The following is a 13452-nucleotide window of genomic DNA, read 5'->3' on the forward strand; positions in this document are numbered from 1 at the left end:
TCTGATGCCGGGACGTCAACGGCGTGACGGCGGAACCGGACCCGCCACCAGCACCGACCCCAACGCACCCGCGACCGCGGGCGCAGCCGACAACCGCGGCGGTGGCGACCGTCGCGGAGGCGGCGGCGACCGTCGTGGCGGTGGCCGCGACGGCCAGCGCGGCGGGCGCGAGCAGGACAAGAACCGGCTCGAGCGCGTCGTCGCCATCAACCGCGTGTCCAAGGTGGTCAAGGGTGGACGTCGGTTCTCCTTCACCGCCCTCGTGGTCGTCGGTGACGGCCAGGGCATGGTCGGTGTCGGCTACGGCAAGGCCAAAGAGGTCCCCGCCGCCATCCAGAAGGGCGTCGAAGAGGCTCAGAAGAACTTCTTCCGCGTCCCGCTGATCGGCTCCACCGTCACCCACCCCGTCCAGGGTGAGGCGGCGGCCGGTGTCGTCATGCTGCGTCCGGCCTCGCCCGGTACCGGTGTGATCGCCGGCGGCGCGGTGCGTGCCGTGCTCGAGTGCGCGGGCGTCCACGACGTCCTCGCCAAGAGCCTCGGCAGTGACAACGCCATCAACGTCGTCCACGCCACCGTGGCCGCACTGAAGATGCTGCAGCGTCCCGAAGAGGTCGCGGCCCGCCGCGGCCTGCCCATCGAAGACGTCGCACCCGCGGGCATGCTGCGGGCGCGCGCCGGACAGGGAGTGTGACCGACATGGCAGAGCTGAAGATCACCCAGATCAAGGGCACGGTCGGAACCAAGAGCAACCAGCGTGACAGCCTGCGGACCCTCGGACTGAGGAAGATCCGTCAGACCGTCACCCGCGAGGACACCCCGGCCAACCGCGGCCTCATCAACGTGGTGCGCCACCTCGTGACAGTCGAAGAGGTTTAAGTCATGACCATCAAGCTCCACCACCTCCGCCCCGCACCGGGTGCGAAGACCGAGAAGACACGCGTCGGTCGCGGTGAGGGATCCAAGGGTAAGACCGCCGGTCGCGGCACCAAGGGCACCAAAGCGCGCAAGAACGTCCCGGCCGCCTTCGAGGGCGGGCAGATGCCGATCCACATGCGGCTGCCCAAGCTCAAGGGCTTCACCAACCGCAACCGCGTCGAGTACCAGGTCGTGAACCTCGGCGACATCGCGCGGCTGTTCCCCGAGGGGGGCACCATCGGCGTCGACGATCTCGTCGCCAAGGGTGCGGTCCGCAAGAACGAGTTGGTCAAGGTCCTCGGCGACGGCGACCTGTCGGTGGCCGTGCAGGTCACCGCCAACAAGTTCTCGTCCTCGGCAACCGAGAAGATCAGTGCAGCAGGAGGCAGCACCACGGTGCTGTGACACCTCCGGTCTCCCGCGGTGCCCGATGTTCGGCCGGGCACCGCGGGGACCACTGTTAGAGTTCAAGAGTTGTCCGGTCGCCGTCCGACACCCGAGTCGATCGGGTCCGGAACGGAGACCACCGTGATCACCGCCGATCCTCCTCGCGCCCCGCGCAGGGAGTTCGGCCGACCATAACGACTGATCACCCCTGTGCGACAGCGTCGACCACGTTCCACCCGGTCCGACGTGATGCCGCAGGCAGGCGCGTGCTCGTTCGGCAGGAGGAATTAGTGCGTTCCGCCTTTGTCTCGGCCATCCGGACACAGGACCTGAGACGGAAGATCCTCTTCGTCATCGGGATCATCATCCTGTACCGCCTGGGCGCGACCATCCCCTCACCCGGCGTCGACTACCGCCAGGTGCGTTCCTGCCTCGACGAGGTCTCGCGCGGCGATTCGGCCGGCATCTACTCGCTGATCAACATGTTCTCCGGCGGCGCGCTCCTGCAGCTGTCGGTGTTCGCGATCGGCATCATGCCGTACATCACCGCGAGCATCATCGTGCAGCTCCTCACCGTGGTGATCCCCCGGTTCGAGCAGCTGCGCAAGGAAGGCCAGTCCGGCCAGGCCAAGATGACGCAGTACACCCGCTACCTCACGGTGGCGCTGGCCCTGCTGCAGTCGACCGGCATCGTGGCCCTGGCCGATCGCGGCGATCTGCTCCGTGACTGCTCCACCGGCAGCGAGATCCTCCGCGACAAGTCGATCTTCGGTCTCATCATCATCGTGCTCGTCATGACCGCTGGCGCCTGTGTCGTCATGTGGTTCGGCGAGCTCATCACCGAGCGCGGAATCGGCAACGGCATGTCGCTGATGATCTTCGCCGGTATCGCCGCCCGTATCCCCGCCGAGGGCAAGCAGATCCTCGACACCCGCGGTGGCCTCGTGTTCGCCCTGGTGCTCGTCGCCGCGCTGTTGATCATCGCCGGCGTGGTCTTCATCGAACAGGGTCAGCGCCGAATACCCGTGCAGTACGCCAAACGCATGGTCGGCCGGAAGATGTACGGCGGGTCCTCGACCTACCTGCCGTTGAAGGTGAACCAGGCCGGCGTCATCCCCGTCATCTTCGCGTCGTCGCTGCTGTACCTGCCCAACCTCGTCGTGCAGCTCACGCAGAGCAGCACCGGTGAGCAGCCCACCTGGCAGCGCCTCATCCAGACGTACCTGGTGAACCCCAGCAACGGCGTCTACATCGCCGTGTACTTCTTGATGATCATCTTCTTCACGTACTTCTACGTGGCGGTGACGTTCAATCCGCAGGAACGAGCCGACGAGATGAAGAAGTACGGCGGCTTCATCCCGGGTATCCGTCCGGGTCAGCCCACGGCCGACTACCTCGGTTACGTGCTCAGCCGCATCACGCTGCCCGGCTCCATCTACCTCGGCGTGATCGCGGTCCTGCCCAACCTGTTCCTCGAGATCGGCAACAGCGGCGGTGTGCAGAACCTCCCGTTCGGTGGCACCGCGGTGTTGATCATGGTCGGTGTCGGACTCGACACCGTGAAGCAGATCAACAGTCAGCTGATGCAGCGCAAGTACGAAGGGTTCCTCAAGTGAGACTCGTGATCCTGGGCCCGCCCGGGGCCGGCAAGGGGACGCAGGCCGAGATGCTCTCGGAGAGCCTCGGAATCCCGCACATCTCCACCGGTGATCTGTTCCGCGCGAACATCACCGAGGGCACACCGGTCGGCATCGAGGCCAAGAAGTACCTCGACGCCGGCAACCTCGTGCCGTCGGAGATCACCATCGACATGGTGCGCGCCAGGGTCGCCGAGCCAGACGCCACAGGCGGATTCATCCTCGACGGGTTCCCCCGCTCCACCGAGCAGGCCGACGCCCTCGGGCAGATCCTGTCCGACGCCGACACGAAGCTCGACGCCGTGCTGTCGTTCGAGGTCGACGAGGACGTCGTGGTCGACCGCATGCTCGCGCGTGGTCGCGCCGACGACACCGAGGACGTCATCCGCAACCGCATGCAGGTCTACCTCAAGGAGACCTCCCCGCTGCTCGACTACTACGGCGAGCAGGTCACCGTCATCGACGCGATCGGTGACGTGGGCGAGGTCCACCAGCGCGTGCTGCGCGCACTCAACCCCTGAGTCACGGCTGTCATGGGTCTGCGCAAACAGAAGGTCGTGCCGTTCAAGTCCGCCGGTGAGCTCGACGCCATGGAGGCGGCGGGCCGCATCGTCGGGCAGGCGCTCGTCGCGGTCCGCGAGGCAGCCAAGGTGGGGGTCAGCACCCTCGAGCTCGACGAGATCGCGGAGACCGTGATCCGTGAGGCGAACGCCGTCCCGTCGTTCAAGGGCTACCACGGGTTCCCGGGCTCGATCTGCAGCTCGGTGAACGACGTCGTCGTGCACGGCATCCCGTCGAAGGACGTCGTGCTGGCCGAGGGTGACCTCGTGTCGATCGACTGCGGCGCCATCCTCGACGGCTGGCACGGCGACTCGGCGTGGACCTTCGGGGTCGGCGACCTGACCGAGGCCGACGAGGCGCTCAGCGAGGCGACGCGCACGTCCATGCTCGCCGGAGTCGCCGCGATGATCGCGGGCAACAAGCTCACCGACGTCTCCCACGCGATCGAGGTCGCCACCCGCGAGGCCGAGAAGACCCACGGCCGTCCGTTCGGCATCGTGGCCGGCTATGGCGGTCACGGCATCGGCACGCAGATGCACATGGAGCCGTTCCTCGCCAACGAGGGCAAGCCCAACCGCGGACCGGGACTGGTCGTCGGCAGCACGCTGGCCATCGAGCCGATGCTGACCCTCGGCACCGTGGAGACCTCGGTGCTCGACGACGACTGGACCATCGTCACCGACGACGGCTCACGCGCCGCGCACTGGGAGCACACCGTCGCGGTGACCGAGGACGGTCCGCGCATCCTCACCCCGCGGCCCGACACCGCCTCGTAGTCCGGCTGGGCGCTTCACGCCCGCAGCCACCGCGCCCCGACGAAGTCGCGGTTGCGACCCGTGCCCGCGAGCGTCCACTCCGAGCGGGTCGGCAACACCGGGCGTCCGGAGCCCAACGTGCACGGCGCGAAGTGCACCCACATCTCGTCGATGAGACCCGCTGCGACGTACTGCGCGGCGAGGTCTCCTCCGCCGACCACCCACACGTCTCGTGGACCGGCGGCGTCGCGCAGTCGGTGGTGGAGATCGGTGACATCGCCGGAGAACGTCTGCACACCATCGTGATCGGGGCGGATGATCTCGGGTCGGTGCGTCACGACCCATGTGGGCATCTCGTACGGCCAGACGCCGTTCTCGTGCTCGACGACCCATTCGTAGGTCGTCGCACCCATCACGATCGCCCCGACGCCTGCGATGAAAGGTGTGTAGCCGCCGAACCCGTCGGTGTCGATGTCACGGGACGTCAGCCACCCCAGGCTGCCGGCGTCGTCGACGATGAAGCCGTCGAGGCTCGATGCGGTGTAGTAGATCGTCGACACGGCGGGGTCCTCACATCTCGATCAGGATGGTCACCGGTCCGTCGTTGACGCTGTGGACACGCATGTGGGCGCCGAACCGGCCGGTCGCCACCGTAGCGCCGAGATCGGACAAAGCGGCCGCGAAACGGTCGACGAGCGGCTCGGCGACCGCGCCCGGGGCGGCGGCGTTCCACGACGGCCGGCGTCCCTTCGTCACGTTCGCGTACAGCGTGAACTGACTGATCACGAGTATCGGGGCGTCGAGGTCGGCCGCGGAGCGTTCGCCGTCGAGGATCCTCAGCCGCCAGACCTTGTCGGCCAGCGCGCTCGCGGTGTCGTCGGTGTCGTCGTGGGTCACGCCCGCGAGCACGACGAGTCCCTGCGTACCGCCGTCGAGATCGAGCCGACCGACCGTCTCGCCGTCGACCTCGACGTGTGCCTCGGTCACCCGTGTCACCACTGCGCGCATGGGAACCGACGCTAGCGCGCCGAGCATCTTCGGCACGCTCGACGTGCGTTTTCGGCACGGTCGGCGGATGGTTTCGGCACGGTCGGAGTGAGGTTTTGGCACGCTCGGCGGGGGAGACCCCCGCCCCCGCCGACTGTGCCGTGATCACCGCCGAGTGTGCCCACAAGTGTCGTCGACCGTGCCGACATCACCGATGGCGTCAAGATCGGGTGTCCGGGCGTCGAGATCGCGTTCAGATCCTCGTGACCACCGCAGGCGCGGACGATCGTGGACCGGTGACCACCGCGCACCGCATCCGTCCGACCTGTACCTCCGACATCGCGTTGTCGGCGCGCGGGGTGGTGGTGGTCCCCGTCGACGACGTCGCGGCACCCTGCCACGAGGCCATCGTGCGGGCGCGGTGCTTCGGTCGGATGGTGCGTGCGGTGCACGTGTGTCCCTCGGGAGCCGATCACCACGAGCTACGACGGTGCTGGCAGACCGAACACCCGCTGGTCGACCTCGTGATCATCGACGCCGGCCCCCTCGAACGGGCGGCGACCCTCATCGCCGACTGGGTGCACGTGATGAGTTCGGTCGACGACCTGCTGGTGGTGCTCGCCGACGGTACCGAGGCCGGCGACGCCCGAGCGCTGTCGACCGAACTCGCCGACGCGCTCGACGCGGCGCTGGTCACGTCCCCGAAGGTGCTCGTCGCGCATCTGCACGCAGGCTGATGAGGTGGTCGCCGGAAGCAATCGACCCGCGGCGGGGTTGACTGGTGGCATGAGCACCGCGACCGGCAAGCACGCGTTCGGCACACACGGCATCTGGGCCCCCTTCTCCGGCGTGACCGGTGAGCAGGCCGGCCGGATCGAGCAGCTCGGCTACGGCACCATCTGGCTGGGTGGTTCGCCGACATCGCTGACGCCCGCCCGCCGACTGTTGGAGGCGACGTCGCAGATCCGACTCGCGACGGGCATCACCAACATCTGGAACACCGACGCAGCGACGATCGCCGGCGAGTTCGCCGACCTGGAGAGGGACTTCCCGGGACGTTTCCTCCTCGGGGTGGGGGTCGGTCATCGCGAGGCGACCCAGGAGTACGCCTCGCCGTATCAGTCGATGGTCGACTACCTCGACGCGCTCGACGCGAACGGTCTGCCCGCCGAGCGTCGGGTGCTGGCGGCGCTGGGGCCGAAGATGCTGCGCCTCGCCGCCGACCGGTCGCTCGGAGCCCACCCGTACCTGACCACCCCGGAGCACACGCGGTACGCCCGCGAGCAGATGGGCGACGCCGCGTTCCTCGCACCGGAACAGAAGATCGTGCTCGAGACCGACGCGGTCACCGCCCGCGAGATAGGACGGCCGCCGGTGGAGAACCCCTACCTGCACCTGAGCAACTACGTGGCCAACCTCAAGCGACTGGGCTACACCGACGCCGACATCGCCGACGGCGGCAGTGACGCCCTGATCGACGATCTCGTCGCCCACGGCGACGCCGACACGGTGCGGGCGAAGGTCGACGCGCACCTGGCGGCGGGCGCCGACCATGTGGCGATCCAGGTGCTCGGGGCGAGCGACATCACCGACGTGCTGGAGATGCTGCCCGCAGGCTGACCTGCGATTTGGATGGGCACGCGCAGGAAGCGTAAAGTGGACCGCTGGTGCGCTTCGCGCCGGTACTGCCGTGTCCACAGGTTGTCGTACGTGGCCTCGGTTCCGGCGAATCGGCCCGGTGATCAGCAGTCTTGCCGACATCACCGGCCGACGTGCGTACCGACACGGTAAACGAGATGTCGTCGCCTCGTGCGATGACGAAGATTGTGGAGGACATGGCCAAGAAAGACGGCGCCATCGAGGTCGAAGGCCGCGTGGTCGAGCCCCTGCCCAATGCGATGTTCCGCATCGAGCTGGAGAACGGTCACAAGGTGCTCGCGCACATCAGTGGCAAGATGCGGCAGCACTACATCCGCATCCTGCCCGAGGACCGCGTGGTCGTGGAGCTCTCGCCCTACGATCTCGCCCGCGGTCGGATCGTTTACCGCTACAAGTAGCGACTTCCCGGGTATCCACCCGGGTGGCACCACCCTCCGACGGCGCGCTTGCCGCGTGCCCGAGGAACCCCACCACCGAGAGGCACACCGACGTGAAGGTCAACCCGAGCGTCAAGCCGATCTGTGAGAAGTGCAAGGTGATCCGCCGCAACGGCCGGGTCATGGTGATCTGCGACAACCTGCGCCACAAGCAGCGTCAGGGCTGATCTGCACTCGATACGACCACCGCGTCGCATCACAGATCGCTTGAGTACGAACAACTGAACATCGAGCACCACCATGAAACTCTCAGCACCAGCGGCGACACACGCGTCACCGCCCACCTCCGGAACGAAGGCCGGAGCCCCGAATCGAGATCGGCGGGGACGGACTGGGAGCAGACCTTCGAAACGAAAAGGAATGCCAGATGGCACGTGTTTCTGGTGTCGATCTCCCGCGCGAGAAGCGCTTGGAGATCGCACTGACCTACATCTACGGGGTGGGTCGTACCACCTCCAAGGAGATCTTGGCCGGCACCGGGCTCAGCCCCGACCTGCGCGCCAAGGACCTGACCGACGCCGATGTCGCGAAGCTTCGTGAGTACATCGAAGCCTCGGTGAAGGTCGAGGGTGACCTGCGTCGCGAGGTGCAGGGCGATATCCGTCGCAAGATCGAGATCGGCTGCTACCAGGGGATCCGGCATCGCCGCGGTCTGCCCGTCCGTGGACAGCGCACCAAGACCAACGCCCGCACCCGTAAGGGACCCAAGAAGACCATCGCCGGGAAGAAGAAGTAATGCCCCCCAAGTCACGTAGCGCCGGCCCCAAGAAGGGCACGTCGCGTCGCCGCGAGAAGAAGAACGTCCCGCTCGGCCAGGCGCACATCAAGTCCACGTTCAACAACACGATCGTGTCGATCACCGACCCGGCCGGAAACGTCATCTCATGGGCGTCCTCGGGTCACGTCGGCTTCAAGGGTTCGCGCAAGAGCACCCCGTTCGCCGCGCAGCTCGCTGCCGAGAACGCTGCCCGCAAGGCCCAGGAGAACGGCGTCAAGAAGGTCGACGTGTTCGTGAAGGGCCCGGGCTCGGGCCGAGAGACCGCGATCCGTTCGCTTCAGGCCGCCGGCCTCGAGGTGGGCACGATCTCCGACGTCACCCCCGCACCGCACAACGGCTGCCGCCCGCCCAAGCGGCGCCGGGTCTAGCGGGAAAGGTAAGGAAAAACCATGGCTCGCTATACCGGACCCGCAACCAAGAAGTCGCGCCGCTTGCGCGTCGACCTCATCGGCGGAGACCAGGCATTCGAACGTCGCCCCTACCCGCCGGGCCAGCACGGCCGCGCGCGCATCAAGGAGAGCGAATACCTGATGCAGCTGCAGGAGAAGCAGAAGGCCCGCTTCACCTACGGCGTGATGGAGAAGCAGTTCCGTCGCTACTACGAAGAGGCCAACCGTCGCAACGGCAAGACCGGTGACGAGTTGCTCGCCATCCTCGAGACCCGTCTCGACAACGTCGTGTATCGCGCGGGCCTCGCGCGGACCCGTCGTCAGGCGCGGCAGATGGTCACCCACGGCCACCTCACCGTCAACGGTGTGAAGGTCGACGTGCCCAGCTACCGCGTGTCGCAGTACGACATCATCGACGTCCGCCCGAAGTCGCTGCAGACGGTGCCGTTCCAGATCGCCCGCGAGATCCAGGGTGATCGGGTGGTGCCGGGCTGGCTGCAGGTGGTCCCGTCGACACTGCGCATCCTGGTGCACTCGGTTCCGTCGCGTGCGCAGATCGACGTGCCGCTCACCGAGCAGCTCATCGTCGAGTACTACTCGAAGTGATCGGTCGATCCGCGTCGGGCAGCAGCCCGGCGCGGATCGTCCACAACCCCGGCGGCGCAAGCCGTTCGGTCTGTCCGCGGCGACGTCGCGGATGTTTGTCGAGGACGTCATATAGCGGTCGTCCACACAGGAGGAACACCTTTACATGCTCATCTCACAGCGACCCACACTCTCCGAGGAGATCGTCGCCGAGGATCGCTCGAAGTTCGTCATCGAGCCCCTCGAGCCCGGTTTCGGTTACACCCTCGGCAACTCGCTGCGGCGCACGCTGCTGTCGTCGATCCCCGGCGCAGCGGTCACCAGCATCCGCATCGACGGTGTGCTCCACGAGTTCACCACCGTCCCCGGGGTCAAGGAGGATGTCACCGACATCATCCTGAACCTCAAGGGCCTCGTGGTGAGCTCCGAGGAGGACGAGCCGGTCACCATGTACGTGCGCAAGCAGGGACCGGGTGCTGTCACCGGTGCCGACATCGTGCCCCCGGCCGGTGTCACCGTGCACAACCCCGATCTGCACATCGCGACCCTGAACGACAAGGGCAAGCTCGAGGTCGAGCTCGTCGTCGAGCGTGGTCGTGGATACGTCCCCGCCGTGCAGAACAAGGCGTCCGGCGCCGAGATCGGCCGCATCCCGGTCGACTCGATCTACTCGCCGGTCCTCAAGGTGACCTACAAGGTCGAGGCCACCCGCGTCGAGCAGCGCACCGACTTCGACCGTCTGGTGCTCGACGTGGAGACCAAGAACTCCATCACCGCACGGGATGCGCTGGCCTCGGCCGGCAAGACCCTGGTGGAGCTGTTCGGTCTGGCCCGTGAGCTCAACGTCGAGGCCGAGGGCATCGAGATCGGCCCGTCGCCGGCCGAGGCCGACCACATCGCGTCGTTCAGCCTCCCGATCGAGGATCTGGAGCTGACCGTCCGGTCGTACAACTGCCTCAAGCGCGAGGGTGTGCACACCGTGGGCGAGCTGGTCGCCCGCACCGAGTCCGACCTCCTGGACATCCGCAACTTCGGTCAGAAGTCGATCGACGAGGTGAAGGTCAAGCTGCACGCGCTCGGCCTCGCACTCAAGGACAGCCCGGCCAGCTTCGATCCGTCGCAGGTCGCCGGATACGACGCCGCCACCGGCACCTGGTCGGATCCCGCCGCCTTCGGCGACGCGGACTCCGGCGAAGACTACGCAGAGACCGAGCAGCTCTAACCCACTTTTCTCGGTCGCGGCGTGACGCGCGGTGACCGGACCAACAGGAGATATCAATGCCCAAGCCCACGAAGGGGCGCCGCCTCGGCGGTTCGGCCTCGCACCAGAAGGCGATGCTGGCCAACCTGGCCACGTCGCTCTTCGAGCACGAGCGGATCACCACGACGGAGTCGAAGGCCAAGCGTCTGCGCCCGTACGCGGAGAAGCTGATCACCCATGCGAAGGCGGGCAACCTCGCCCACCGTCGCGAGGTGCTCAAGGACATCCGCGACAAGGACGTCGTCCACAAGCTGTTCGCCGAGATCGGTCCGTCGTTCGCCGAGCGTGAGGGTGGCTACACCCGCATCATCAAGACGCTGCCGCGCAAGGGCGACAACGCCCCCATGGCCGTGATCGAGCTCGTCACCGGCGCCACCGCGTCGAGTGAGGCCAGCCGCGCGACCCGTGTGGCCGCGTCGCAGAAGGCCGCCACCCCGGCCGCCGAGGCTGCCGAGGCCGCGCAGGACGAGAACAACGTCGTCGCGCAGGTCGAGGCCGACGCCGACGACGCGGCGGTCGAGAACGCCGACGCCGTCGCCGAGGGCACCACCGAGGAGTCGTGGGCCGAGAGCGCCGCGGAGATCCAAGATGAGAAGGCTGCTGACGACAAGGCCGCTGACGAGAAGTCCGCCGGCGAGCCGGATAAGTCTGTGACCGACGACAAGTGAGCTGACCGCTCGCAGATGATGTATCCCGACGAACCCGCCGTTGACACCGTCAGCGGCGGGTTCGTCGTCTCCGCCGACCGCATCCGGCTGCGACTCGACATCGGCTACGACGGCACCGATTTCGCGGGGTGGGCGCGCCAGCCGGGTCAGCGCACGGTGTGTGGCGAGATCGAGGCGGTGCTGACCACGATCCTGCGCGAACCCGTCGTGCTGACCGTCGCCGGTCGCACCGACGCCGGCGTCCACGCCACAGGGCAGGTCGCGCACTGTGATGTCGCGGCGTCCGCGCTCGGCACCCGCTCGCTGCACAACGACCCGTCGCAGCTCATCCGGCGCACGGCCCGCATGCTGCCCGCCGATGTCCGCATCAAGGGCGCGGCGGTGGTGTCGACCGACTTCGACGCCCGCTTCGCCGCGCTGCGCCGTCACTACCGGTACCGACTCACCGACGCCGCGTGGGGTGCCGAGCCGGTGGCCGCACGGGACACCGCGACGTGGTCACGTCGTCTGGACGTGTCGGCGATGAACGCCGCGAGTGCGACACTGATCGGCCTCCACGATTTCGCGGCGTTCTGCAAACGCCGCGAAGGCGCCACCACCGTTCGTGACCTGCAACGGTTCTCGTGGACCCGCGACGACGCGGGGATCGCCGTGGCCGAGGTCAGCGCCGATGCGTTCTGCTGGTCGATGGTGCGTTCGCTGGTGGGTGCGGTCGCCACCGTCGGGGAGGGCAGGCGTTCGGCGTCGTGGTGCGCGGGTCTACTCGCCGAGACCTCGCGCGCGAGCGCGGTACCGGTGGCCCCGGCGTGCGGTCTGACGCTCGTCGGTGTCGACTATCCGCCGCCGGAGCAGTGGGCGGCGCGCGGCGCGGTCACCCGCGATGTCCGCGGTTCCGTCGGCTGCTGCGGTGGCGCGCCCGCATCAGGGACGTAGCACCAGTCCGCTTCCGTCGCGGGTGCCGCCGGAGAGCATCGTGATGGAGTCGACCAGAGTCCAGGTGGCGAGACCCAGCAGGGCGTAGACGCCCAGCGGATGGGTCAGCGCGAGGTACCAGGCCAGGATGAGGGTGAGCAGCTGTGCGAGCCCGATCACCATGTGCCCCAGGTAGAACCGGCCCGCCCCGAAGCCGCCGAGGGTGAGCTGCAGGAGTCCCGCGGTGCGCTTCGACCGCGACGACAGCGGGGTGCCGGTCGCCGGGTCGCGCCCCCACGGGGCCCACGGGTCGTCGACGCCGGCGAGACCGGGCAGCGAGTAACCACTCGAACCGCGGGAGCCGCGTGGGGTGAACTCAGGGCTGTCCCACCACGGATCCCAGTCGATCTCGTCCCTGTCGGCGTCCCTGTCGCTCATGTGGCGCTCCGCTCGTCGGCCATCGCGTCGAGCACCGCCATCGCGACCGCGGCACCGCCGGTGAGGTCGTCGTCGACCGGGCCCTGCGCCAGCAGTCGGCTCCACTCGTTGGAGTCGTGCACCATCGGCGTCGTGCCTGCGATGAACGACTCCACCGCGGAGACGAACCGACCGGGGTCGTCGTGGTACGGGAAATGGCCTGCGCCGGTGAAGGTCTCGAGCATCGAGTGCGGCATCGCCGAGTGGGCGAGGATTGCGTGCTCGTACGGGATCACGGTGTCGGCGGTTCCCCACACCAGCAGGACCGGCAACCGCTCGGTGAGGTAGCACCGATCGAGCATGGTGACGACCTGGCCGCGCCAGTCGACCACCGCGCGCAGCGTCCGCATGAACGCGGCATGCGCGGTCGGGTCGATCAGACCGTTGACGATCCGCATCACCTCGGTCGCGTCGTGCAGTTGTGACCGCAGTGCGGTGGGCGCGGGAAGCGACTGCATGCGGGCGACGACGGTTCCGAGCACCGCAAGGCGTCCGACCGCGTGGGCGGCCGGTAGCAGTCCGGGCAGCCGCAGCCCGGCGATCACCTGGTGCACGCCGGGCAGGGCCAGCACCCGGAGCAGCGGACTCACGTCGCGGGTGACACCGCCCGCGGCCACGAGGACGAGTCGTTCCACGAGTTCCGGGAACTGGTAGCAGAACTGCATCGCGACACCGCCGCCGAGCGAGTGCCCGATCACCGTCACCCGACGCACCCCGAGCACCGACATCAGGTCGCGCATGCCGTTGGCGTAGGCGGCGACGGAGTAGTCGGCACGCGGCTTGTCCGACAGGCCGTGCCCGAGCAGGTCGGGGGCGATGACGGTGAAGTGCGGCGCGAGCAGGTCGATCACCTCGGTCCAGGCCGAGGAGTTGTCGCCGATGCCGTGGATGAGCAGCAACGCCGGTCCGCTGCCCGCGGTGCGGTAGGCGCGGCGGTAGCCATGGATGGTGCGGTATTCGACCCGCTGTGTCTGCGCCCGCGTCGGGACCGGACGCAGCGGCGACCGCCGTTTACGCGTCACGATTCGGTTCCTGGGCTGCATC

The 13452-nt window shown here is 67.9% G+C and carries 20 protein-coding genes; 16 read left to right on the forward strand and 4 right to left on the reverse strand.

Annotated features, from left to right (window positions below):
- The first annotated feature begins 4 nt into the window (after positions 1-4).
- The 6 genes from rpsE (at position 5) to map (ending at position 4276) form a co-directional block, all read left to right on the forward strand.
- Positions 5-691, forward strand: a complete 687-nt coding sequence (gene rpsE / locus ACLBW1_RS13955) for a 30S ribosomal protein S5 (protein WP_045823667.1) — start codon at positions 5-7, stop codon at positions 689-691.
- Positions 692-696: 5 nt separating this feature from the next.
- Positions 697-876 (forward strand): 50S ribosomal protein L30, encoded by a 180-nt coding sequence (gene rpmD / locus ACLBW1_RS13960; protein WP_045823666.1) that lies wholly within the window; start codon positions 697-699, stop codon positions 874-876.
- Between the two features lie 3 nt (positions 877-879).
- Positions 880-1320 (forward strand): 50S ribosomal protein L15, encoded by a 441-nt coding sequence (gene rplO, locus ACLBW1_RS13965; protein ID WP_045823665.1) that lies wholly within the window; start codon positions 880-882, stop codon positions 1318-1320.
- A gap of 272 nt (positions 1321-1592) precedes the next feature.
- Positions 1593-2918, forward strand: a complete 1326-nt coding sequence (secY, locus tag ACLBW1_RS13970) for a preprotein translocase subunit SecY (protein WP_447812427.1) — start codon at positions 1593-1595, stop codon at positions 2916-2918.
- Positions 2915-3460: an adenylate kinase gene (locus ACLBW1_RS13975; protein ID WP_447812428.1), complete on the forward strand. Its 546-nt coding sequence runs from the start codon at positions 2915-2917 to the stop codon at positions 3458-3460. The genes secY and ACLBW1_RS13975 overlap by 4 nt, the downstream gene beginning before the upstream one ends.
- Before the next feature lie 12 nt (positions 3461-3472).
- A complete protein-coding gene (gene map, locus ACLBW1_RS13980) occupies positions 3473-4276 on the forward strand; it encodes a type I methionyl aminopeptidase (protein ID WP_447812429.1) in 804 nt (267 codons plus the stop codon).
- 14 nt (positions 4277-4290) lie between these two features.
- Here map and ACLBW1_RS13985 read toward each other — a convergent pair whose 3' ends face one another.
- Positions 4291-4815: a dihydrofolate reductase family protein gene (locus ACLBW1_RS13985; protein WP_447812430.1), complete on the reverse strand. Its 525-nt coding sequence runs from the start codon at positions 4813-4815 to the stop codon at positions 4291-4293.
- A 10-nt stretch (positions 4816-4825) separates the two neighbouring features.
- Positions 4826-5263 (reverse strand): D-aminoacyl-tRNA deacylase, encoded by a 438-nt coding sequence (gene dtd, locus ACLBW1_RS13990; RefSeq protein ID WP_447812431.1) that lies wholly within the window; start codon positions 5261-5263, stop codon positions 4826-4828.
- A gap of 275 nt (positions 5264-5538) precedes the next feature.
- Here dtd and ACLBW1_RS13995 point away from each other — a divergent pair, with 275 nt between their 5' ends.
- The 10 genes from ACLBW1_RS13995 (at position 5539) to truA (ending at position 11952) form a co-directional block, all read left to right on the forward strand.
- Positions 5539-5979: a hypothetical protein gene (locus ACLBW1_RS13995; protein WP_447812432.1), complete on the forward strand. Its 441-nt coding sequence runs from the start codon at positions 5539-5541 to the stop codon at positions 5977-5979.
- 49 nt (positions 5980-6028) lie between these two features.
- Entirely contained in the window at positions 6029-6862 is an 834-nt protein-coding gene (locus tag ACLBW1_RS14000; RefSeq protein WP_447812433.1) for an LLM class F420-dependent oxidoreductase, read from the forward strand.
- Between the two features lie 215 nt (positions 6863-7077).
- Positions 7078-7299, forward strand: coding sequence for a translation initiation factor IF-1 (gene infA / locus ACLBW1_RS14005; protein ID WP_007616247.1), 222 nt, complete (start codon positions 7078-7080; stop codon positions 7297-7299).
- A gap of 92 nt (positions 7300-7391) precedes the next feature.
- Positions 7392-7505: a 50S ribosomal protein L36 gene (rpmJ, locus tag ACLBW1_RS14010; protein WP_013127970.1), complete on the forward strand. Its 114-nt coding sequence runs from the start codon at positions 7392-7394 to the stop codon at positions 7503-7505.
- Positions 7506-7705: 200 nt separating this feature from the next.
- On the forward strand, positions 7706-8074 hold the full coding sequence (gene rpsM / locus ACLBW1_RS14015) for a 30S ribosomal protein S13 (RefSeq protein WP_045823657.1): 369 nt from the start codon (positions 7706-7708) through the stop codon (positions 8072-8074).
- Entirely contained in the window at positions 8074-8484 is a 411-nt protein-coding gene (gene rpsK / locus ACLBW1_RS14020) for a 30S ribosomal protein S11 (RefSeq protein ID WP_434214304.1), read from the forward strand. The genes rpsM and rpsK overlap by 1 nt, the downstream gene beginning before the upstream one ends.
- Positions 8485-8505: 21 nt before the next feature.
- On the forward strand, positions 8506-9111 hold the full coding sequence (gene rpsD / locus ACLBW1_RS14025; RefSeq protein ID WP_447812434.1) for a 30S ribosomal protein S4: 606 nt from the start codon (positions 8506-8508) through the stop codon (positions 9109-9111).
- 145 nt (positions 9112-9256) lie between these two features.
- Positions 9257-10312 (forward strand): DNA-directed RNA polymerase subunit alpha, encoded by a 1056-nt coding sequence (locus tag ACLBW1_RS14030; RefSeq protein WP_045823654.1) that lies wholly within the window; start codon positions 9257-9259, stop codon positions 10310-10312.
- A 56-nt stretch (positions 10313-10368) separates the two neighbouring features.
- A complete protein-coding gene (gene rplQ, locus ACLBW1_RS14035; RefSeq protein ID WP_447812435.1) occupies positions 10369-11019 on the forward strand; it encodes a 50S ribosomal protein L17 in 651 nt (216 codons plus the stop codon).
- 15 nt (positions 11020-11034) lie between these two features.
- The gene (gene truA, locus ACLBW1_RS14040) at positions 11035-11952 is read left to right on the forward strand and encodes a tRNA pseudouridine(38-40) synthase TruA (protein WP_447812436.1); all 918 of its coding nucleotides are present in this window, start codon (positions 11035-11037) and stop codon (positions 11950-11952) included.
- Here the strand turns inward: truA and ACLBW1_RS14045 are convergent.
- Positions 11941-12369, reverse strand: coding sequence for a TM2 domain-containing protein (locus ACLBW1_RS14045; RefSeq protein ID WP_447812437.1), 429 nt, complete (start codon positions 12367-12369; stop codon positions 11941-11943). The genes truA and ACLBW1_RS14045 overlap by 12 nt on opposite strands.
- Positions 12366-13430: an alpha/beta fold hydrolase gene (locus ACLBW1_RS14050; RefSeq protein ID WP_447812438.1), complete on the reverse strand. Its 1065-nt coding sequence runs from the start codon at positions 13428-13430 to the stop codon at positions 12366-12368. Before ACLBW1_RS14050 ends, ACLBW1_RS14045 begins: the two co-directional genes overlap by 4 nt.
- Positions 13431-13452 lie beyond the last annotated feature (22 nt).

Source organism: Williamsia sp. M5A3_1d (genome assembly GCF_053345315.1).

Bases quoted from the DNA above. Each gene is read 5' to 3' on its own strand.
- rpsD (WP_447812434.1), top strand. From the start codon at position 8,506: ATGGCTCGCTATACCGGACCCGCAACCAAGAAGTCGCGCCGCTTGCGC.
- ACLBW1_RS14045 (WP_447812437.1), bottom strand. From the start codon at position 12,369: ATGAGCGACAGGGACGCCGACAGGGACGAGATCGACTGGGATCCGTGG.
- ACLBW1_RS14030 (WP_045823654.1), top strand. From the start codon at position 9,257: ATGCTCATCTCACAGCGACCCACACTCTCCGAGGAGATCGTCGCCGAG.
- rpmD (WP_045823666.1), top strand. From the start codon at position 697: ATGGCAGAGCTGAAGATCACCCAGATCAAGGGCACGGTCGGAACCAAG.
- ACLBW1_RS14000 (WP_447812433.1), top strand. From the start codon at position 6,029: ATGAGCACCGCGACCGGCAAGCACGCGTTCGGCACACACGGCATCTGG.
- infA (WP_007616247.1), top strand. From the start codon at position 7,078: ATGGCCAAGAAAGACGGCGCCATCGAGGTCGAAGGCCGCGTGGTCGAG.
- rplQ (WP_447812435.1), top strand. From the start codon at position 10,369: ATGCCCAAGCCCACGAAGGGGCGCCGCCTCGGCGGTTCGGCCTCGCAC.
- truA (WP_447812436.1), top strand. From the start codon at position 11,035: ATGATGTATCCCGACGAACCCGCCGTTGACACCGTCAGCGGCGGGTTC.
- map (WP_447812429.1), top strand. From the start codon at position 3,473: ATGGGTCTGCGCAAACAGAAGGTCGTGCCGTTCAAGTCCGCCGGTGAG.
- rpsM (WP_045823657.1), top strand. From the start codon at position 7,706: ATGGCACGTGTTTCTGGTGTCGATCTCCCGCGCGAGAAGCGCTTGGAG.
- dtd (WP_447812431.1), bottom strand. From the start codon at position 5,263: ATGCGCGCAGTGGTGACACGGGTGACCGAGGCACACGTCGAGGTCGAC.
- rpsK (WP_434214304.1), top strand. From the start codon at position 8,074: ATGCCCCCCAAGTCACGTAGCGCCGGCCCCAAGAAGGGCACGTCGCGT.
- rplO (WP_045823665.1), top strand. From the start codon at position 880: ATGACCATCAAGCTCCACCACCTCCGCCCCGCACCGGGTGCGAAGACC.
- rpsE (WP_045823667.1), top strand. From the start codon at position 5: ATGCCGGGACGTCAACGGCGTGACGGCGGAACCGGACCCGCCACCAGC.